The 19,924-nt window shown below is 62.3% G+C and carries 16 protein-coding genes; 4 read left to right on the forward strand and 12 right to left on the reverse strand.

Annotated features, from left to right (window positions below; genetic code table 11):
• Positions 1 to 128: 128 nt before the first annotated feature.
• Complete coding sequence (locus tag AC1D06_RS12960; protein WP_477986539.1) at positions 129 to 1,478, forward strand: LLM class flavin-dependent oxidoreductase; 1,350 nt, start codon at positions 129 to 131, stop codon at positions 1,476 to 1,478.
• Here AC1D06_RS12960 and AC1D06_RS12965 read toward each other — a convergent pair whose 3' ends face one another.
• From AC1D06_RS12965 to AC1D06_RS12985, 5 genes are all read right to left on the reverse strand, one after another.
• A complete protein-coding gene (locus AC1D06_RS12965) occupies positions 1,479 to 2,582 on the reverse strand; it encodes an ABC transporter ATP-binding protein (protein WP_477986540.1) in 1,104 nt (367 codons plus the stop codon).
• On the reverse strand, positions 2,582 to 5,137 hold the full coding sequence (locus tag AC1D06_RS12970) for a GH116 family glycosyl-hydrolase (protein ID WP_477986541.1): 2,556 nt from the start codon (positions 5,135 to 5,137) through the stop codon (positions 2,582 to 2,584). The genes AC1D06_RS12965 and AC1D06_RS12970 overlap by 1 nt, the downstream gene beginning before the upstream one ends.
• A 22-nt stretch (positions 5,138 to 5,159) precedes the next feature.
• On the reverse strand, positions 5,160 to 6,011 hold the full coding sequence (locus tag AC1D06_RS12975; RefSeq protein ID WP_477882310.1) for a carbohydrate ABC transporter permease: 852 nt from the start codon (positions 6,009 to 6,011) through the stop codon (positions 5,160 to 5,162).
• Complete coding sequence (locus tag AC1D06_RS12980; protein WP_477986542.1) at positions 6,008 to 6,916, reverse strand: carbohydrate ABC transporter permease; 909 nt, start codon at positions 6,914 to 6,916, stop codon at positions 6,008 to 6,010. Before AC1D06_RS12980 ends, AC1D06_RS12975 begins: the two co-directional genes overlap by 4 nt.
• A gap of 300 nt (positions 6,917 to 7,216) precedes the next feature.
• Positions 7,217 to 8,500 (reverse strand): ABC transporter substrate-binding protein, encoded by a 1,284-nt coding sequence (locus AC1D06_RS12985; RefSeq protein ID WP_477986543.1) that lies wholly within the window; start codon positions 8,498 to 8,500, stop codon positions 7,217 to 7,219.
• Positions 8,501 to 8,699: 199 nt separating this feature from the next.
• Here AC1D06_RS12985 and AC1D06_RS12990 point away from each other — a divergent pair, with 199 nt between their 5' ends.
• Entirely contained in the window at positions 8,700 to 9,707 is a 1,008-nt protein-coding gene (locus tag AC1D06_RS12990; RefSeq protein ID WP_477882305.1) for a LacI family DNA-binding transcriptional regulator, read from the forward strand.
• 3 nt (positions 9,708 to 9,710) lie between these two features.
• On the opposite strand, the gene AC1D06_RS12995 is transcribed toward AC1D06_RS12990, so the two are convergent.
• From AC1D06_RS12995 to AC1D06_RS13015, 5 genes are all read right to left on the reverse strand, one after another.
• Complete coding sequence (locus AC1D06_RS12995) at positions 9,711 to 10,787, reverse strand: ABC transporter ATP-binding protein (protein ID WP_477986544.1); 1,077 nt, start codon at positions 10,785 to 10,787, stop codon at positions 9,711 to 9,713.
• A complete protein-coding gene (locus AC1D06_RS13000; protein ID WP_477986545.1) occupies positions 10,784 to 11,722 on the reverse strand; it encodes a PfkB family carbohydrate kinase in 939 nt (312 codons plus the stop codon). The genes AC1D06_RS12995 and AC1D06_RS13000 overlap by 4 nt, the downstream gene beginning before the upstream one ends.
• 2 nt (positions 11,723 to 11,724) lie before the next feature.
• Positions 11,725 to 12,570 carry a carbohydrate ABC transporter permease gene (locus tag AC1D06_RS13005; protein WP_477986546.1) on the reverse strand — a complete coding sequence of 282 codons (846 nt, stop codon included), beginning with the start codon at positions 12,568 to 12,570 and terminating at the stop codon, positions 11,725 to 11,727.
• Positions 12,570 to 13,454 carry a carbohydrate ABC transporter permease gene (locus AC1D06_RS13010; protein ID WP_477882298.1) on the reverse strand — a complete coding sequence of 295 codons (885 nt, stop codon included), beginning with the start codon at positions 13,452 to 13,454 and terminating at the stop codon, positions 12,570 to 12,572. Before AC1D06_RS13010 ends, AC1D06_RS13005 begins: the two co-directional genes overlap by 1 nt.
• A 223-nt stretch (positions 13,455 to 13,677) precedes the next feature.
• Positions 13,678 to 14,916: an extracellular solute-binding protein gene (locus AC1D06_RS13015; RefSeq protein WP_477882296.1), complete on the reverse strand. Its 1,239-nt coding sequence runs from the start codon at positions 14,914 to 14,916 to the stop codon at positions 13,678 to 13,680.
• A 207-nt stretch (positions 14,917 to 15,123) separates the two neighbouring features.
• On the opposite strand from AC1D06_RS13015, the gene AC1D06_RS13020 reads away from it, so the two are divergent.
• Positions 15,124 to 16,341: an ROK family transcriptional regulator gene (locus tag AC1D06_RS13020; protein WP_477986547.1), complete on the forward strand. Its 1,218-nt coding sequence runs from the start codon at positions 15,124 to 15,126 to the stop codon at positions 16,339 to 16,341.
• 73 nt (positions 16,342 to 16,414) lie between these two features.
• On the opposite strand, the gene AC1D06_RS13025 is transcribed toward AC1D06_RS13020, so the two are convergent.
• Positions 16,415 to 17,506: an ROK family protein gene (locus tag AC1D06_RS13025; protein WP_477986548.1), complete on the reverse strand. Its 1,092-nt coding sequence runs from the start codon at positions 17,504 to 17,506 to the stop codon at positions 16,415 to 16,417.
• Positions 17,507 to 17,643: 137 nt separating this feature from the next.
• Between AC1D06_RS13025 and otsB the strand changes: the two genes are divergently transcribed.
• Complete coding sequence (gene otsB, locus AC1D06_RS13030) at positions 17,644 to 18,441, forward strand: trehalose-phosphatase (protein ID WP_477986549.1); 798 nt, start codon at positions 17,644 to 17,646, stop codon at positions 18,439 to 18,441.
• Here otsB and AC1D06_RS13035 read toward each other — a convergent pair.
• Positions 18,433 to 19,875 carry an MFS transporter gene (locus AC1D06_RS13035; protein WP_477986550.1) on the reverse strand — a complete coding sequence of 481 codons (1,443 nt, stop codon included), beginning with the start codon at positions 19,873 to 19,875 and terminating at the stop codon, positions 18,433 to 18,435. The genes otsB and AC1D06_RS13035 overlap by 9 nt on opposite strands.
• Between the last annotated feature and the right edge of the window lie 49 nt (positions 19,876 to 19,924).

Consider the following 19,924-nt stretch of genomic DNA (forward strand, 5'->3'; position numbering starts at 1 on the left):
ACGAGCGCGACAATGCCCGAGCGGTACGGGGGACGCAACGCGTCGGAGCTTTCAATAATTTTGATCGATCTTGTCGGGTTGCCGGAGCGCCCTATATCGGATGGATCGGCATCTCGACGGGGACCATCATGACAGCAGATCGGCAATTGCATCTGGGGGCCTTCATGCGCCCCGTCAGCCTTCATACCGGCGCCTGGCGCTATCCGGGCTCCTATCCCGACGCCAATTTCAATTTCCACCACATCAAGTCGTTCATCCAGAAGCTGGAAGCGGCGAAATTCGACGCCTTCTTCATGGCCGATCATCTCGCCGTGCTCAACATGCCCATCGAGGCGTTGCGCCGCAGCCACACGGTCACGTCATTCGAGCCGTTCACGCTGCTCTCGGCGCTGGCCACCGTCACCGAACGCATCGGCCTGGTGGCAACGGCTTCGACCACATTCGACGCGCCCTACCATATTGCTCGCCGTTTCGCCTCGCTTGACCATATCAGCGGCGGACGGGCCGGCTGGAATATCGTCACCACCTCCAATCCCGATGCGGCGCTGAATTTCGGCATGACCGAACACCGCGAGCATGACGAGCGCTATGAGCGCGCCCGCGAATTCTACGATGTCGTCACCGGCCTCTGGGACAGTTTTGCCGACGATGCCTTCATCCGCGACCGCGACAGCGGCATCTTCTTCGATCCAGACAGGATGCATGTGCTAGACCACAAGGGCGAGGAGCTTTCCGTTCGCGGCCCGCTCAACATCGCTCGCCCGGTCCAGGGCTGGCCGGTGATCGTCCAGGCCGGCCAGTCGGATGTCGGCCGGCAACTGGCTGCCGAAACTGCCGAGGCCGTGTTCTGCGCGCCGCGCGACCTTGCCGCCGGCAAGGCGCTCTATACCGATATCAAGGGCCGCATGGTGGCCTATGGCCGCAACCGCGACCACCTCAAAATCCTGCCCGCCGCCTTCGTCATCATCGGCGACACGGTGGAGGACGCGAAGGCGAAGCGGGCCAAGCTCGACAGCCTCGTCTATTACGAAAGCGGCATCGCCTCGCTCTCCATCGCGCTCGGCACCGACGCCTCCGGCTTCGATCCCGACAAGCCGCTGCCGCCGATTCCCGAGACCAATGCCAGCAAGACCGGCCGTGCCCAGGCGATCAAGCTCGCCGAGGATGAAGGCCTCACCGTGCGCCAGCTCGCCCAGCGGCTCGGCGGTTATGCCGGCCTCGCCTTTGTCGGCACGCCGGAATCGGTGGCCGACGAGATGCAGCAATGGTTGGAGGAAGAAGGCTCGGATGGGTTCAACGTCGTCTTCCCTTACCTGCCGCAAGGGGTCGACGACGTGGCCGAGCGGCTGGTGCCGGAATTGCAGCGTCGCGGTATTTTCCGCAAGGACTATGAAGGCACGACACTGCGCGAACATCTCGGCCTGCCGCGGCCGGAGAACCGCTTCTTCGTCAAAGAGGCTGAAGCAAAACGCGCCTGATCAGTTGAGATAGGCGCCGCGCCAGTCGGCATTGGCGCCGATCGTTCGCCCATCGCCATCGAAAAGATGAACGAAAGCGTCGTGAAAACTGACCGGAACCTTGTCGCCCTGTTTCGCCCGGCTGATGCCGCGCTGGGAGATAGTGAAGGACGTCGCGGTGGCGGTTTCCGTATGGATGATCGTTTCCGCCCCCAGCACTTCGGTCGTGCCGACCGTTACGTCGAAAACGCCCTGGCCGATCTGGCAATGCTCTGGCCGGATGCCGACGGTCACGGGGGCCCCATCCGCAAGCGGGATCTCGCGGCCCGGCAACGCGATGGCGCCACCATCATTCAGCGTCACGCCCGGCTGGTTGTCGATCCGCGTCACCTTGCCCTTCAACATGTTCATCGGCGGCGCGCCGAGGAAACGGGCGACGAACAGGTTGGCGGGCTGCGCGTAGAGTTCGATCGGCGCGCCGACCTGTTCGACGCGGCCGCCGTTGAGCACGACGATCTGGTCGGCCATGGTCATCGCCTCGACCTGGTCATGGGTGACGTAGACCATGGTCGATTTCAGCCGCTGGTGCAGGCTGATCAGTTCGCCACGCATTTTCACGCGCAGTTCGGCGTCGAGGTTGGAGAGCGGTTCGTCGAACAGGAACGCCTTCGGCTCCTTGACGATGGCGCGGCCAATGGCGACGCGCTGGCTCTGGCCGCCGGAAAGCTGGCTCGGCCGGCGCGCAAGCAGGTGCTCGATCTGTAATATGTTCGCCGCCTTGGCGACGCGCGCCTGGATTTCCGCTTTCGGCAGCTTCTGGTTTTCGAGGCCGAATTTCAGGTTCTGCTCGACATTCATGTGCGGGTAGAGCGCATAGGACTGGAACACCATGGCCATGCCGCGGGCCGATGGCAGCAGGTGGTCGCAGCGGCTGCCGTCGATGCGGATCTCGCCCGACGTTACCTCTTCGAGCCCGGCCATCATGCGGAGCAGGGTCGACTTGCCACAGCCGGAGGGGCCGACGAACACGGTGAACGAGCCGTCCACAATTACGAGGTCGATGCCGTGGATGACCTCCAGATTCTGGAACGCCTTGCGGACGGATTTGAGTTCGATGCCGGCCATTACGCCTGAGCTCCAAATTGGATCGCCTGGCCGTTCACCAGAACCTGCTTGGCCGTAAGTTTGCCGCCCAGCACGTCGAGAGTGATCTTGCCCGCCGCATTCGTCAATGTGCCGAATGCGGTGCCGGCCGACCAGAAGAGCTTGTAGCCACCAGAAGCCTTCGGCACGAAGCTGAGCGTCCCCTTGACGAAATCGGCATTGAGACCGGAGAAGGCATTGACCAACTGCCAGGCCGACATGGAGCGAGCGTAATAGGAACCGCATTCGATATCGTTCCACGGATTGCGGCGCGCGCCGTCATGCCGGTCGCGGGCGCCGCGGACGACATCCAGGCCCTCTTCGATCAGGCCATGCATGATCATATGCGAGGCCGACATATATTCGACGCCGGTCCAGACTTCCTCGGCATAGGGTGCGGCGACCATCGGCTGGCGGATGCCTTGGGGATAGGTGGCGATCAGCAGGCCGGCTTCGTCCTCATAGGCATAGTTGCGGCAGGGGTTGAAGTGGTCGGCAAGCGAGTAGCGGAAATTGTTGTCGTGCACGGATTTCAGCGCCGTCTCGACCTTGGCCTTGTCGAGGAAGCCGCCGATGCCGGCCACTTCGGCATGCCATTGGCCAAGAATCTGGTCTGAAATACAGCCTTCACCCATCTGGTATTTGAGTTCCCCGAACTCGTCCGACCAATAGGTTTCCATGAAGCCATCGGCAAGCACGCCCGCCTTGCGGCCGATATCGAAGGGCGTGAGGACGCTCTTGTCGGAAAGGTCGATCTTCTGGATGAACCAGCGGCCGTTATAGAGCTCGGTGTTGATGTAATCGGCGCCGGCCTTACCCATCTTTCCGGTCTTTTCCGACAGCGCGGTTTCGCCGAGTGCGGCCGCCATTTCGGAGAAGCCGAGCAGGGCAGCGACATACATCGACGCCAGCCAGCTATTCGGCCCGAACAGTTCCATGTCGAGCGTCTGGTGCTGGCGGCCGGAGAGAATGCCTGACGCTTGCGGGTCCCAGCGGTCGGGGTTTTCCGGCGACCAGGCATATTCCATGGCGCGCTTGACGTTGGGCCAATAGCGCTTCAGCCAGTCGGTATTGCCGGAGAGTTTCCAGTCGCGAAAAGTCTTGACGATGGCGCCGAAATGGCCGTCGGCGCAGGGGCCGATAATGTCGAAGCCGTTGCCGAGCGGCAGTTTCTGCCGGAAGGTCAGGCCGCCGTTGGGAAGCTGATTATAGGTGAATTCGGTCTCGCGCAGCGTCCGCTCGATGGCCGGGAAGAGATGCGACACGGCCTGCTGATAGTTCCAGACATGGGTGCAGGTGCCCTCGCAGGAGCCATCGTTCTTGTGCTGGCCCTCCCAGGCCCAGAGCTCCCCGCCTTCGAGGCGGATGCAGGTGGCGGTACGCAGCAGCGCCAGTGTCGAGCTTGCCGCGTCGATGACTTCAGAGGGCAGCGTCGTGCCGAACAGGCCGTCGCGGAAGGCATTGGTGGCGGACTGCAATTCGTCCCAGCGCTTCAGCGCATCGGTCGCGCTGGCGGTCGAATCCGCCCATTGCGTCGCATAGTAATTCTTCCACGTCGGCGTCTGCTTGTCAGGGATTGCGCCATCCGGCTTGTCGCGGAAAGCCCAGTAGATATCGCCGTTCGGGAAATTCCAGGAAATGACGAAACGCACCATCTTGCGGCCACCGGCGGGAATGGTGAAACGCGCGCCGATCGTGCCATGCTCCGGCTGCTCGCCCATATGTTTGGAGGCGCGCGGTTGGTCGTAATGACGTGCGGGCAGCGCGCCGGGCCGGGCGAATTCCTTCCAGTAGACGGCTAGGTCGTCGAACCATTGGCCGCGGAAAAGATGATCGGTATGCTGGACGGCCTCGGCATCCGTGGCGATGCTCAGGTCGCCGCGCTGGGGCAGCGGCAGGGTCTTGTCCGTCGATGTCAGGTGCAGGCTGCTGATGCCGTCCTTCTGGCTGAACGTGTGTTCGCCGCTGTTGGCACCGTAATTGCCCAGCGTGCCGGCCAGCGTATAGGTCAACTCGTCCGGTGTATCGTTGACGATCTCCCATTCGAACATGGCGACCGGCATGGAGGAATCGCGGTCGTTGTGCGGGATGAACGGGCTGAGCGCCGTCAACCGCACGCCGCCCGGAAACCGATCGTCCTTGAAGACGAGATCGGCGGTCGGGAAACGGCCGTAGAAATCGACCTCGCGGAAATGCGGAACGCCGACCATCGTCTGGCGATTGGCACCATGGCCGAAGCCGTCGAACATCGCATTCTTCCGGATGCCCGGCGCGCCGGACGGGTTCAGATCATAGGGACCATTGAGCACGCGCGCATCGACGAGCTTGCCGGCCTTCTCCGCCTTGATGGCAAAGTGCGAATAGCCATTATAGCCCTGTAGCGCCGGCCGGTTGCGGATCGACCAGTCGATCAGCCGGCCACTTCCCGAAACTGAGAAACCACCGGAGCCGACACCACCGAGCGGGAAGGCGAGGTAATGCGTGCGTGCGCCCTTATAGGCAAAACGAGGGTCGATGGAGGCGAGATCATCCCACATTGAGGTATTCCTGTTCTGATGACTAGTTCTTGATGCCGCTCATCGTGATGCCTTCGATCACGAATTTCTGGGCGATGAGGAAGAGAAGGACGACAGGCAGCACCGACATGCTCATCGCCGCCATGACCACGGAGAGATTGCCGCGCGCCATGTAGCCGCGCAGCATATCCATGGCGAGCGGCAGGGTCAGCGAGGTGTCTGAGCTGAGCAGGACCTTGGCCTGGAAATAATAGTTCCAGGTCTGGGTAAAGGTGATGATGCCGAGTGCGGAGAGGGCCGGGCGAAGCTGTGGCAGCGAGATGCGCCAGAAGATCTTGAAGTAGCCGGCGCCATCCATCAGCGCGGCTTCTTCCAGCGCCTTCGGCTGGCTCAGCATGAACTGCCGCACCAGGAAGACGCCGAAGGAGGAGGTGAGATACATCAGCGCCAGCCCGATCGGCTTGTCGAGCAGGCCGAGATGCGCATAGCCGAGATAGATCGGCAGGATCGTCACCTGCGCCGGAAACATCAGCCCGACGAGCAGGATGAAGAACAGCGTATCGCGGCCGCGGAAATTCAGCCGGGCAAAGGCGAAGGCGGCGAGCGTGCAGGTGATCATCTGACCGATGGTGACGATCACGGCGATCTCCACCGAGTTGAGATAGATCTGCAGGAAGGGCACGCGCGAGGCCAGAACCTGCTGATAGTTGGTGACGTTGAAATTCGCCGGCAAGAAGCTGGGCGGCATCTTATAGGCGTCCGAGACCGGCCGGAACGACATGGAAAACAGCCACAGAAAGGGCAGCAGCATGCAGATCGCCAGCAGCACCATGACGGCGATGATCGACCAGTCGACCCAGCGTTTCGCCGCGCGCGTCTGCATCATGTCGTTCATTGCTGCACCCATTTGCGCGACAGGATCTGCTGGATAGCGGTGATGACCAGAATGATCACCGTCATTACCACCGAGATCGAAGCGGCATAGCCGAGCTGGAACGAGCCGAAGCCTTCCTCGACGATCTCGATGGAGAGCGATCGCGTCGCGTCACCCGGCCCGCCCTGGGTCAGAATGATGATGGATTCGAACACCTGCAGCGCGCCGATCGAGGCATAGACGATGCAGAAGAACACCACCGGCGAGATATAAGGCAGGATAATGCGGAAGAACTGCCGCCAAGCCGGCGTGCCGTCCATCACGGAGGCCYCAAGGATATTCTTCGGCACGCCCTGAAGAGCGGCGATGAAGATGACCATGAAGAATCCGGTATTCTTCCAGACATCCATGATGATGATCGAGGTCATTGCCTGATGCGCATCGGTGAGCCAGCGCACTGCGGGCAGGCCCATGAGCCGCAGGTAGTAATTGATGACGCCGAGATCGTCGCTGTAGAAAAAAGTCCAGACGATCGAGACGAAGGCAGCGGCGATAATGACGGGCAGGAAGAAAGCCAGCCGGAAGAAATAGAGCAACCAGCCTGGCATGGTGCGATTGAGCGCCAGCGCCAGGAGTAGCCCGATCGCGACGTTGAAAGTCACGGCAAAGAAGGCAAAGCGCAACGTGTTCCATAGAATCTGCAGCGACCGCGCCTCGGTGAAGAAACGGGTGAAATTGTCGAAGCCCACCCATTGCGAGCCCATCATCGGATCGTAATAGGCAAAGGCAAGGATCGTCGTGACAATCACCGGCGCAATGACGAAGGTGAGATAAAGCACCGACGTCGGCAGCACGAACAGATAACCGGTCATGGCCTGCGCGCGGGCAAGCTGGGAGGATGGGCGTCGTTCGGCGATGGTGGTCATGGCATCACTTGAATAATTCGCATTGCGATCGTGGTCGTGGCACCCCCCTCTGGCCTGCCGGCCATCTCCCCCTCAAGGGGGGAGATTGGGAGCGGCATTGTCCCGGCACCTCTCGAACACTGCGTGCTCGGCACTCGACGTTGGCTTGGGGCGGAGGTCGTGCCTCTTGCCAATCTCCCCCCTTGAGGGGGAGATGGCCGGCAGGCGAGAGGGGGGTAAGCCCCGGTCGCGCGCCGCATCCGGAACACCGCGTGCCATCATGGCACCGCATTCCGAACGCGACGCCGGGGGAGGAAACGATCAGCCACCCTGCTGCTTCTTCAGCCGGGCGAAGGATGCGTTGAGTTCGCCATCGCACTGCTTGACGCCATCGGCGATCGACACTTCGCCGGCCATCATCGCCGTGTAGTATCGGATGAAGATCTTCTCGACTTCCTGAAAGTTCGCTGGCGACGGCACTGCCTTGGTGTGCGGCAGGGTCTGGTAATAGAGTGCGGCACTCGGCGGGAAAGCGAGGAAACCGGGTGTTTCCGCGGCCGACTTGCGGCCAGGCACGCCGCCACCCTTTTCGCCTTCTTCCTTCTGCGTCTCAGCACTGGTCATTTCCAGCACCAGCGCCTTGGCAAGGTCGGCATTCTGCGTCGTCTTGGCCACGGCATAACCGCCGAAGCCGATCACGGTCGTGTCCGACAGCTTGCTCGGCGGGATCGCAATGTCCATGTTGACCTTGTTGGTCTTGGCGCTCTGGATGATCCAGTGGCCGCGGCTGATCATCGCAACCTGGCCGGCCATGAACTGGTTGTCCATTGTATCCTTGCCTGGGATCGGCGACACGCCATCGACATGGATAAGGTCGTAGAGGAACTGCAGGCTCTCCGAGACCTTGGGATCGAGCATGTTGGACGCGGTCCAGTCGGCATTGAGCGTGCTGGTATCGTTGGACAGGAACCACGGCTGGATGAAGAAATTCTGGTTCGGCACTTCATAGCCGAACTGGCTGACATTGCCGGAATTGTCCTTGACGGTCAGCTTCTTGGCCACGCCGCGGAACTCGTCCCAGGTCCACTTGCCGTCCTTGGGATATTTGACGCCGGCCTTGTCGAACAGATCACGATTGTAGTTGATCATGATGTTGTTCCAGCCGATCGGAATATAGTTGATCTGGCCCTTATAGCTCGCCTGGTCGAACAGGCTCGGCGCGAAATCGGAAAAGCCCGAATTGGCCTTGACGAAATCATTAAGCGGCAACCAGATCCCGCGCGACGAGAAAGCGCGAAAAGTCTCGATCGCCGTGCCGTAGACATCCGCCTGCTGCCCGGAATTGAACTGCGCGAACACCTTCGTCACATAGTCGCCCCAGCCGGTCGAGATCGGGTCGACGGCCAGTTCGACCTTGACGTTGGGGTATTTTTTGTTGAAGCGGGCAATGGCATTGGTCATCGCCGCCATTTCGGCGTCGCCACCGAAACCCTGCACTTTCAGTGTCGCCGAGACATCGGATTGCGCAAAGGCACGTCCGACGCCGGCGCCGACGAGCGCAGCCGCAGATGTAGCCAGCAGCGTGCGCCGCGAAATATCCTGCATATCATCCTCCCATGCGCCTCTGCCGGCGCGTTTCCATTCATTCGAATTGTCGAAACGTTTCGTGTTCGGGTCTCAAAAAATCGCGGTCTGGTCCTCCCCAAATCCCGCGACGTCAATTTGCCAAGTCGAAACGTTTCGTATAACAGCAAAGACAGCCCTGTTTGGCAAGAGGGCGTAATTAAAAACAGTCGGAGGGGGAATGGCCACCATCAAGGATGTGGCAAAGCGGGCAGGGGTTGCGGTGTCGACCGCGTCGGTGGCGCTCAGCCGCTCGGCACCGGTCAGCGAAGAGGTTATCGCCAAAGTCGAGGCGGCCGTGCGCGAGATCGGCTATGTGCCGCATGGCGGCGCGCGCAGCCTCAGAATGGGGCAGTCGCGGCTGATTGGCCTGATCCTGCCCGACATTACCAATCCGCATTTCGCCAAGGTTGCCAAGGTGGTCGAGTCCGCCTGCCTGAACGCCGGCTATATGGCCGCGGTCTACTCAACCAGCGAGGATTTCGATCGCGAACGACAGATTCTCAGGATGATGCGCATGCAGCGGGTCGAGGGGTTGATCATCATCCCGACCCGTTCCGACGCCGAACATGGCGGGCGGATCATTAAGCAGATCCATGTGCCGACAATCCTGCTCGACAGCTTTGTCGACGGTCTTCCCTATGATGTCGTCAAGCTCGACAACGTCGCCGCCGGCCGCATCGCCACCGAGCACCTGATCGGCCTCGGCCACACCCGCATTGCCGCGACGACCGGCCGCAGCAATATCGCCACCGGCGAGGATCGCCTGCAGGGCTATCTCGACGCCCACACAGCCCATGGCCTGCCGGTCGATCAAAGCCTGCTCGTCACCGGTCGTTTCGACCAGGCAACGGCGCATGACAGCATTGCGCGGCGGATGCGCGAGCCGAACCCGCCGACGGCGATTTTTGCCCTGTCCAACATGATGATGCTCGGCGCGTTGAACGCGCTTTCGGAGCTCAGGCTTCGCGTGCCGCAGGACATTTCCGTGATCGGCATCGACGATTTCGACTTCGCCCAGATCATGAACCCGCCACCCACCGTGGTTGCAGCACCGGTGCTGGAAATGGCCCAGACCTCGATCACGGCGCTGCTTGATGAAATCGGCCGCAAAATGCCGCCGAACGGCGAGCGCACGACTTTCCAGCCGAAGCTGGTCGTGCGGCAGTCGACGGCGCAGCGTGCCTGAACCTCAACCCGCCAGCCGCTGGCCGCTGCCGGCATCGAAGAGATGCATCGCTTCAGCATCGAAGCCGAGCCTCAGCGTCTCGCCGGGGTTGACGCGCGTCCGCGGCGGCAGTGCTGCCAGAATGCGCTCGCCGCCCGCGATTGCGGTCACGATCAGCTCCGGACCCGTGAGTTCGGCGACTTCCACCCGCGCGGCAATCGATAGTGCCGCCTCGTCATCCCGCCGGAAGCTTTCCGGCCGCAACCCGACGACGACCGACCGGCCTTCCGCGACCTTTGGCGCAATACTTGCAGGCAGGGGCAGCGACCCTTCGCCGCCCTGCAGCACAAGCAATCCACCTGACACCTTGGCCTTGAGCAGGTTCATCGGCGGCGCGCCGACGAAGGTAGCGACATAGAGCGTGGCCGGCTGATTGTAGATTTCTTCCGGCGTGCCAAGCTGTTCGATCCGGCCGTCCTTCATGACAGCAATGCGGGTGGCGAGCGTCATCGCCTCGATCTGGTCATGCGTGACATAGACGATCGTCGTCTTCAGCATCTGGTGCAGGCGCTTGAGCTCGCCGCGCATCTCCATACGAAGCTTGGCATCGAGATTCGACAACGGCTCGTCGAAGAGAAACACTTCCGGCTTGCGCACCAGTGCCCGGCCGATTGCCACGCGCTGCCGCTGGCCGCCGGAAAGCTGGCTCGGCTTGCGCTCGAGCAGATTTTCGATCTGCAGCAGTTTCGCCGCTTCGCGCACCGCCTTGTCGCGTTCGACGAGCGGTACTTTGCGCATTTCCAGCCCGAAGCCGATATTCCTGTGCACGTTGAGGTTCGGATAGAGCGCATAGGACTGGAACACCATGGCGATGTCGCGGTCCTTAGGATGCACGTTCAGTACCGAGCGGCCGCCGATCCTGACATCGCCGGAATTGGCCTCGGCAAGGCCGGCAATGATGTTGAGCAGCGTCGACTTGCCACTGCCCGAAGCGCCCAGCAGCACCAGAAATTCGCCGTCGGCGAGTGAAATGTTGATGCCCTTCAGGGTGTCGACGGCGGCGTAGCGCTTGCGGACATCGATGATTTCGAGCGTGCTCATCGCATTTCCTCGGAAAGTGGCCCGCCATAGCTGCGGGGAAGGGTGGATATGGCGCGTGAGGCGACTGTCGTTCCTGCTTCGAGGCAGGCGTCGATCGGTTTGCCCCCGGCCAGTGCGGCAAGGAAGGCGGCGTTGAAGACATCGCCTGCGCCGATCGTGTCGACGACATTCACCGGCGGCGCGGTCGTGGAAACGACGTCGCCGCTGATATCGATGGCGATTGCTCCGTCCGCTCCGCGCTTGACGACGAAGACGGAGCCATCCGGCATATGGGAGCGCAGTTCCCGCGCCGCTTCGACCGGATCGGCGAGACCAGCCAGGGTGGTCGTCTCGATCTCGTTGAACAGCGCGATGCGGCAGCGCGACAGCCATAGGCGGGTCGCCTCGCAATTGGCCTGCGTCCAGCCATCGAGCGGCCAGCCGGTGTCGAGTGCGACGCTGATATTGTACGTGTCGGCCCAGTCGAAGAAAGCAGGATAGTCCCGAGTCAGGTCGTCCGTGAGGAAGGCGGCCGTCAGTAGCGCATAGCCACCCGCCAGCCGCTCGCCATCGAGGACAGTGAAGACGTCGGCAAGCCTCATGCGGGGCAGGTGGCCGCGTGTGGTGAAGAAGGTCCGCTCTCCGTCCGGATGGGTGATGCCGACGGACAGCGTCGTCTTTTCCGGGCTGACCGGCAGGGTCGCGCCATGTGCGCCAAAACGCTCCGCCAGCCAGCGGCCGAACTGGTCGTCGCCGACATTGGCGGCCAGCGCATAGTCGACACCCAATCCTTCCCAGGCCAGTGCCGAATTGCCGGCCTGGCCGCCGACGCGCAACTCGTCATGGTCGACATTGATCTCTGTGCCGGCTTTCGGCCAAGGCGTGACCGGCCCGATGATCAGGTCGACATTGAGATTGCCGATGACGGCCAGCGGCCGTGTTTTTCCCGGTGTCATTGTCATCCCTTGACGCCGCCGCTGGTGAGCCCGGAAATCAGGGCGCGCTGGGTAAACAGCCCGACCAGCACCGGCGGCAATGCCGCCAGCACGCCGGCCGTGGCGATCAGGCCATAGTCGGAGACGCGACCGCCGGCGAGATCGGCGATCTCGACCGGTAGCGTCTTCGCCTGCTCATTAGAGGTGAAGAGCAGGGCATAGAAGAATTCGTCCCAGGCGAGCAGGAAGGCGAACAGAGCCGATGTCGCGACAACAGGTGCTGCCAGCGGCAGCGTCAGGATTCGCCATGTCTGCAACAGATTGGCCCCATCGATCATCGCCGCGGATTCGATCTCGCGCGGCATGGAATCGAAGCCGGATTTCATCAGCCAGGTGGTGAAGGGCGCGAGGATCGTCAGATAGACCAGCGCCAGGCCGAAGACATTGTTGAGCAGGCCGAAATAGGCGAGGCTCATATAGAGCGGCACGGCCAGCGCCACCGGCGGCAGCATGTAGGTGGCGATCACCATCGACAGCGACCAGCCGACCGACGGCGTGCGCGACACCGCCCATCCGGCGGGAATGGCAAGCACGATAGCGGCAATGGTCGCCATGCCGGCCACCTCGACGCTGTTGCGCAAGGCGGCGAGGAAGGCCGCGCCGGCGCTGTTCTCGGCCACCGTCAACAATTGCTCGTAGCGGGAGAAATCGACCGCATCCGGCCACCAGTGCAGCGGCTTGGCAAACAGTTCCGCGGCCGGCGAAATGCTCATGATGAACAGCCAGGCGAGCGGCGCCAGGATGACCACGGCAAGCAGGATCGCGGAGATATAGACGAAGACGGTGAAAACGGGATTGCGGCGTTCCATCAGGCGGCACTCCCCGCGGTCTTGCGCACGAGCGCGCCATAGGCGAGCGCCAGCAGCGTCACCAGCAGCGTGACAATCAACGCCAGCGACGCACCCGATCCGGCACGCTGGAAGGAGAAGGCTTCCTGATAGACAAGGATCGACAGCGTCCGCGTCGTATTGGCCGGCCCGCCGCGCGTCATCACCCAGATGATGTCGAACACCTTGAAGGCCTCGATCGTGCGCAAGACCAGCGCCACCATCAGCGGTCCTGCGAGATAGGGCAGGATGACGAAGCGGAAGCGCGAGAACGGCCCGGCGCCATCGACCAGCGAGGCGGCGGTGATATCGCGCGGCACGGCCTGCAGGGCGGCGAGCGCGATCAGCGCCACCAGCGGAAAGTTCTTCCAGCAATCGGCGATGATCAGCGCAGCCAGCGCCGAACCCGGCTCGCCGAGCCATGAGCGATATTCATCGATCAGGCCGAGTTGCGTCAGCGCCGCATTCAGCGCGCCATATTCGGGATTGTAGATCAGCCGCCAGAGCGTGGCATTGACGACGGTCGGCAGCGCCCAGGGCAGGATCAACAGCGCCCGCAGCACGCCGCGGCCATGGAAATTCTGGTTGAGCAGCAGGGCGGCAAGCACGCCGATCACCATTTCAAGCGCCACCGAGACGACGGCAAACCAGGTCGTGGTGACCAGCGCGCGCTGGAAATTCGATCCGGAAAGATTCTTGACGTAATTGGCGGTGCCGACATAGTCGCCGCCGGTGCCGACAAGCCGGGCGTCGGTGAAGGAGAGGCGAATGGTGTCGTAAAGCGGCCAGCCGATCACGGCAAGCATGACGACCAGAAGCGGTAGCATCAGAAGCCAGGCGCGCGTCGTGAGCCAGGTGCCGGACATGAATGGTTCCTAGTTTGATGATGTGGTCGGCGGCGACAAACTATATCGGAGAGGCTGTGACCTGCCCTCATCCGGCCTCCTGAGTTTATCGAAGGGCGACCCCTTCTCCCCGTGGCGACGGGGAGAAGGGGTGTGTGGCACTGTCGGCGCCTCTGACGTCCCTCTCCGGGCAAGCGGGGAGAGGGTTGGGGTGAGGGGCAAAAGCTCCGATCTGCCACCTATATCAGAGCCCGCTATTCTCCGCGGCCGTCTTCAGCGCATCCTCGGGCGAAGCCTGCCCGAGCAATGCTTCCTGGATCGCCTGCTGCAGCGCGGTCGAAAGTTCCTGGTATTTCGGCGTCGTCGGGCGGGCATACATGGCGGCCAGACCCAGCTTGGCCGTGGCGACCAGGTCTTCCTGGCCCTTGGTCACAGCCGGATCGTCATAGGAAGAGGCCCAGATCGGCAGGCTGAGCTTGGCATAGGCGTTCTGCACCTTCTGCGAGGTCATGAACTCGATATATTTCCAGGCTTCGTCCTTGTGCTGGCTGACGGCGGTGATGCCGAGGCCCATCGAGCCGTTGACGGCCGACACCTGGGACTTGCCATCGACACCCGGAGCCGGCACGACGCCAACCTTGCCGGCCACCTTGCTGTCCTTGGGATTGTTGGCCATCGCGTACATATAAGTCCAGTTCAGTGCGAAGGCGGCGTCGCCGTTCTCGAACACCTTGCGGACATCTTCTTCCAGGAATTCCTTGGAGTTCGGATTGGTCAGCCCCGACTTGTAGCTGTCGACCATGTATTTCAGCGCATCCAGCCCGCCGCCGCTCTGGAACACCGGCTTGCCGTCCTTGAGGAACTCGCCGCCATAGGCGCTGACCAGCGTGGTGTAGTCGCAGATCGCCGCTTCCGCCTGCGACCAGCTCCAGGCGATCGGCTGCTTGACGATGCCTTTGTCCTTGATGATCTTGGCATCGGCGTTGAGCTCTTCCCAGGTCTTCGGCGGTTCCTTGATGCCGGCCTTGGCCAGCATGTCCTTGTTGTAGAACAGGTACTTGGTGTCGAGGATCCAAGGCAGGCCGTAATACTTGCCGTCATACACCGACGTCGTCCAGGCGCCGGGAAGGACGCCCTTCTTCATCTCGGGCGTGATCTTGTCGGAGACGTCGACCAGCACCTTGTTGGTGGCATATTCGGCCGGCCAGATGACGTCGAAGAGCACGACGTCATAGCCGGAGCCGGCGCCCTGGGCCAGCACCGTCTTGTCGTGCAGGCCTTCATACGGCACGAATTCGAGATTGACCTCGATGTCCGGATTGGCCTTCTGGAATTCGGCGGTCATGGCGCGCACATCGGCTTCGCTATAGGCAGCCTGGGCCATGAACAGGGCGTTGATCTTGGTGGCCGACCAGGCCGGCGATGCGAAGGCAGCGCTCGCGAGCGCAGCACCCAGCAGAAGTTTATTAAACGATTTCAACATTCTTGCCTCCAGTTTGAGCGTCAGCATGTCCGTGGCGGCGCGCTTTACGCCTGTCCCGGTCTCGGAAGCAGCGGCTGGCCGCTGCCAATTCTGTCCAGGCCCTTCGGGCCGGTGATGGTTCCCTCGGAACTCTCTGGTTCCTATTAAGTCAAATGTCTTGACTTATTTCTTGTTCAATATTCTATTGCTGTCAAGAGGTAATCGCGCATGAATGACATCCGACCGATCCGCGCCAAGAGCGGCACCAATCACGAAGGCACAAGCGCCCATAACCGGCGCGTCATGATTGACGCGCTCAGGGTCAACGGTGCGCTCTCGCGTGCCGACCTGGCGCGCGCCACCATGCTGACCAAGCAGACGGTTTCCAACATCATCGAAGAGCTAGAACACGACGGGCTGGTGACTTCGGGCGAGACGATCCGCAAGGGCAGGGGGCAGCCCTCTACACCCTATAGGCTTGTTCCGGAGGGCGCCTTCGCCATCGGCCTGCAGATCGACCGCTACGTGACCCGCGCCATCGCCGTCGACCTCGTCGGCAATGTGCTTGCACGGGCGGAAGCCAACCTGCCGCTGAGCGGGCCATCGGATGGCGTGCGCGTCATTCTCGACCAGATCGGCCATGTCCGCGCCGAACTGGCGGCCATGTCGACGCAATCGGAAGAGCGGCTGGTGGGCCTGGGGGCTGCCATGCCCGGCCCGTTCGGGCTGGACGCCGTCGACGACGATCCCTGGATGATGGCGGCCTGGCAGAAATTCCCGCTGGTGCAGACGCTCTCCGCCGGCACCGGCCTCGTCGTCAACCTGCAGAATGACGCCGCCGCCTGCGCCACGGCCGAACGCATGCTCGGTGCCGCCCACGGCCTCGATCACGTCGTCTGCCTCTATCTCGGTTTCGGCATCGGCGCGGGCCTGATCCTCGGTGGCGAGCTTTATCGCGGCGCCAACGGCAATGCCGGCGAAATCGGCATGGCGCTGATGTCGCCCGGGGCTGGCGCCACGCCGCTCGAACACCGTGCCTCGCTTGCTTCGCTCTACCAGCAGCTCGCGCTCGATCCGGCCGATCCGCAGATCGGCGACAAACTATCGCTCCTGGTCGAACGCGACGATCCTCGGCTGGAAGCCTGGATCACCGAGGCGGCTACTGACCTGCGCTGGAGCGTGCATATGATCGAAACCGTGTTCGATCCGCAGACGGTCGTACTCTGCGGCGGCACGCCGGCGCCACTGGCGCGCCGGCTGATTGCGGCCATCGCGCCGCTGCTGCCGTCCAATGCCGAGCGCCGCGAGCGGACGCTGCCCCGCCTGCAACTCGGCATGACCGACCCCTGGTCGGTGGCGCTGGGGGCCGCAGCCGAGCCAATCAGTCGTGCTTTCGATCCGCGCTTTTCCGCGATATTGAAAGGTGAGTTGAGGAGAGCGAACTAAGGAACTCCCTGTTTGGCGCATCGATGAGGCCATGACTGACGGTGAAGGAATTTCCGAGTAGCACAGCTTGCGGCTACTCCTTCTTCCGCTCTCCCTTGTTCGTATAATGCGCATTTCCAAGTCCCGTCCCGATCGTCACCACGCCCCAGCTCTTTACATCCTGCATGAAGGGCACCTGCGACAGGCCCTGCACCACCGCATCGTTGTGCATGATGACGAAGGTCGGCTCGCCGGCAATATCAGGAATTCCCTTTGTCAGCGCGTCGGGCAGGTTGAAATGCTCGCTCTCCCAATTGCCTCCGGGCAGGTTCTGCCCACCGCGATCGATCGAGCCGTCCGGCTTGATGATGCCGGGGCAGGCGACGCCGATCACCGGCGCCGGCACGATATCGGCTTTTTCTGCCTTGGCGACGAGCTTGCGGATCATCTCGCAAAGGCGCTCGATCGTCGCGCCACGCYTGGGCGAATCGTCCGCGTGCCGCCAGATTTCGGACTTCCAGACGCTGGCCTTGGAAAGATCAGGCCTCTCGTCAATGTCGAGCTTGACGATACCAGCCCGGATATTGGTGCCGCCGATGTCGACGGCAAGGATGGCTTGGTGGCCCTTCAACATCCAGGACGGCATGAGATGCGTAGCGCCAATCAGGCCGGCATCGTCGGGGTGATGCGCGATCGGCACGAGCTCGATCTTGTGCCCCTCTGCCTTGAGCAGCACCATGGCACGGGCAATCGCCATTTCGCCGACGGCGCTTTCCTTCAGGCCGCCGCCAACCGCAATCTTCTCTGTCTTCTTCCAGTCTTCGCGGGCAAGGTAGCGCGACAGCACTTTTGCGAGATCCCTGGCGTAGTCGTCCAGAGCCGTGATGATCAGCGCCGACGCCTCCTTGTCGGAACCATTCATGATGGCGTCGATCTGCTTCTTGGACAGTTCATGTGTCGGTGTGTCGCCCATTGGATCTTCCCCGCCGGCCTTCACCCGCTTGCGCCATTCGTCGATCCTTGCTTGGAAGGCGGATTTGCTGGCCTTGTCGCCGATGAAGCCGTCCTTGTCGCGCAACTCGATATTATAATCATCGACGGTTACGGAAGGCAGATCGGCGGCGCCATGCGTCAGCGGCACGCCGCTCTTCGCATCGGATTTCTTTGCAGCATTGGCTTTTGCCATGGGAGCTCCTTCTCGCCGGATCACGAGCGCCGGCGCCCGGATGAAAACGCGCGCCACGCCTCGCCTGTTCCGCGCCGTGCGCAGGAACCATCGCTTTCATGGGCGCGTTTCATTACCGGTCACTGGAGGCGAAAATCGTGGCAGTCGAGACAGGCAATAGCGCGACAGTCGAAGTCGGCAGCGATCATACAACCAAGCGGGCGCTGCAACGCGCGCTCGAACAGCCCGGCCAATGGGCGGTGTTCCTCGATATTGACGGCACGCTTCTGGACCTGGCGGCGACGCCCGACAGCATCATCGTGCCGGAAGCCCTGCCTGCCCAGATCGATCGGCTGTCACAAAAGCTCGGCGGCGCCGTCGCGCTGGTCACCGGCCGCGCGCTGGACTATGCCGATCAACTGTTCCAACCGTTCCGTTTCCCCATTGCTGGCCTGCACGGCGCGGAGATGCGTGGTCCAGACGGATATGAACTGCATGCGCCGCCATCGCCGGAGTTCACCGCGCTCAAGCTTGCGCTCATGCGCGAGGCGGAAAGCATGCCCGGCGTGCTGATCGAGGACAAGGGCGGCGCCGTCGCCGCGCACTATCGGCTGGCGCCGCAATTCGAGGAGCGGCTCGGCCAGCGGATGCATGATTATGCTCATGCCGCCGGCCCGCATTGGGCGTTGCAGATCGGCAAATTCGTCTATGAACTTAGACCGGCGCGCGCCAGCAAGGGCGATGCGTTGGAGCGCTTTCTCAGCGAAGCGCCGTTCACCGATCGGCTGCCGCTGGCGCTCGGCGACGACCTGACGGATGAGTCGATGTTCGCCGTCGCCAATGCTCGGGGCGGCTATTCGATCCGCGTCGGCCAGTTGAATGCCACCACCTGCGCCCAGGCCGCGGCACAATCGCCGGCCTTCGTGCGTCAGGCGATTGCGGAAGTCTCAGCTTGACCGGGCAAAGCGCCGATGCCCCGACACTTCCGCGCCGGCATCGCGCGGCAGTGTGAGGAAACGCAGCGATGCGACAATGCCGATCCCGCCGACAATGGCAAAGGCCCAGCGAAAATCGACAAGCGTCAGCGTCTCGTGGCCATGGGCCATGCGTGAGATATTGAGCACAGCCGCGGCGACGGCGACGCCGAGCAGCATGGAGACCTGCTGCAACATGCTCGACAGCGTCGAGGCCGAACTCTGCTGGCTATGCGGCACATCGGCAAAGCCGATCGTCGTCAGCGCCGTGAACTGCATCGAGCGCGACAGCCCGGCCATGAACAGCAGCGCATAGGTGATCAGCGTCGGTGTCGACGGCGACAGCACGGCGCAGGCCGCGATCATGCCGGTCGCGATCATGCCGTTGACCGTCAGCACACTGCGGAACCCGAAATACCGCAGCACCGGCGTCGTCACCGTCTTCATCGCCAGATTGCCGGCGAAATAGACCAGCACATAGACGCCGGTCTCGATCGGCTTCATGCCGAAGCCGACCTGGAACAGCAGCGGTATCAGGAATGGCGTCGCGTTGATCGACAGGCGCAACGCCGTGCCGGCCGAAAGCGTGGAAATGGCAAAGCTCTGGACGCGGAAGGTCGTGAGATCGAGCAGCGGCGATTTCGCCCTGCGGAAATGCAGCACGGAAAGCACCGAAAACAAAGTGCCGAGCACCAGCGATAGAACAATATAGGGTGCCGCCGCCGCGCCATCGACAAACAGTTCGATGCCGGCAAGCACCAGCGTCATGCCGAGTGCGCTCAGGATGAAGCCGATGATATCGAGCCGGCCGACACTGTCCGCCTTCTCGTCCGGAATGTACAGCCAACTGAGGACCAGACTGACAATGCCGATCGGGACATTGATCAGGAAATTCCAGTGCCAGCTGAAATAGGTGGTGATGAAACTGCCGATCACCGGGCCAAGCACCGGTGCGATCAGCACCGGCCAGGTGATCATCGCCACGGCGCTAACCAGTTCCGATTTCGGTGCGCTGCGGATGACGATGACGCGGCCGATCGGATTCATCAGCGCGCTGCCGAGCCCCTGGAAGGCGCGGGCAATGATGAACATGGTCAGCGTGCCGGAGAGGCCGCAGAACAGCGAAGCGATGGTGAAGATGCCGTTCGACACCAGGAAGACATTGCGCGCCCCGAACCGGTCGCCCAGCCAGCCGGACACCGGAATGAAGGCGGCAAGCGTCAGCATGAACACGGTGATACCGACGCTCATTGCCACCGGCTGAATACCGAACGACCTCGCCATCTGCGGCAGCGAGGTGACCACGATGGTCGAATCCAGAAGCTGCATGAAGAAGGAGAGGGCGACGACGAGGGCGATGAATCTGGGGCTGACGGGTGTGGACCGCGTTTCGGATGGCTCTGCTGCGATGGACATAATGGTATGTCTATAAAACTAATTCGCCTGCCGCGAAATAGGCTGGTTC

This window comes from Rhizobium sp. P2_G2 (assembly GCF_056403555.1).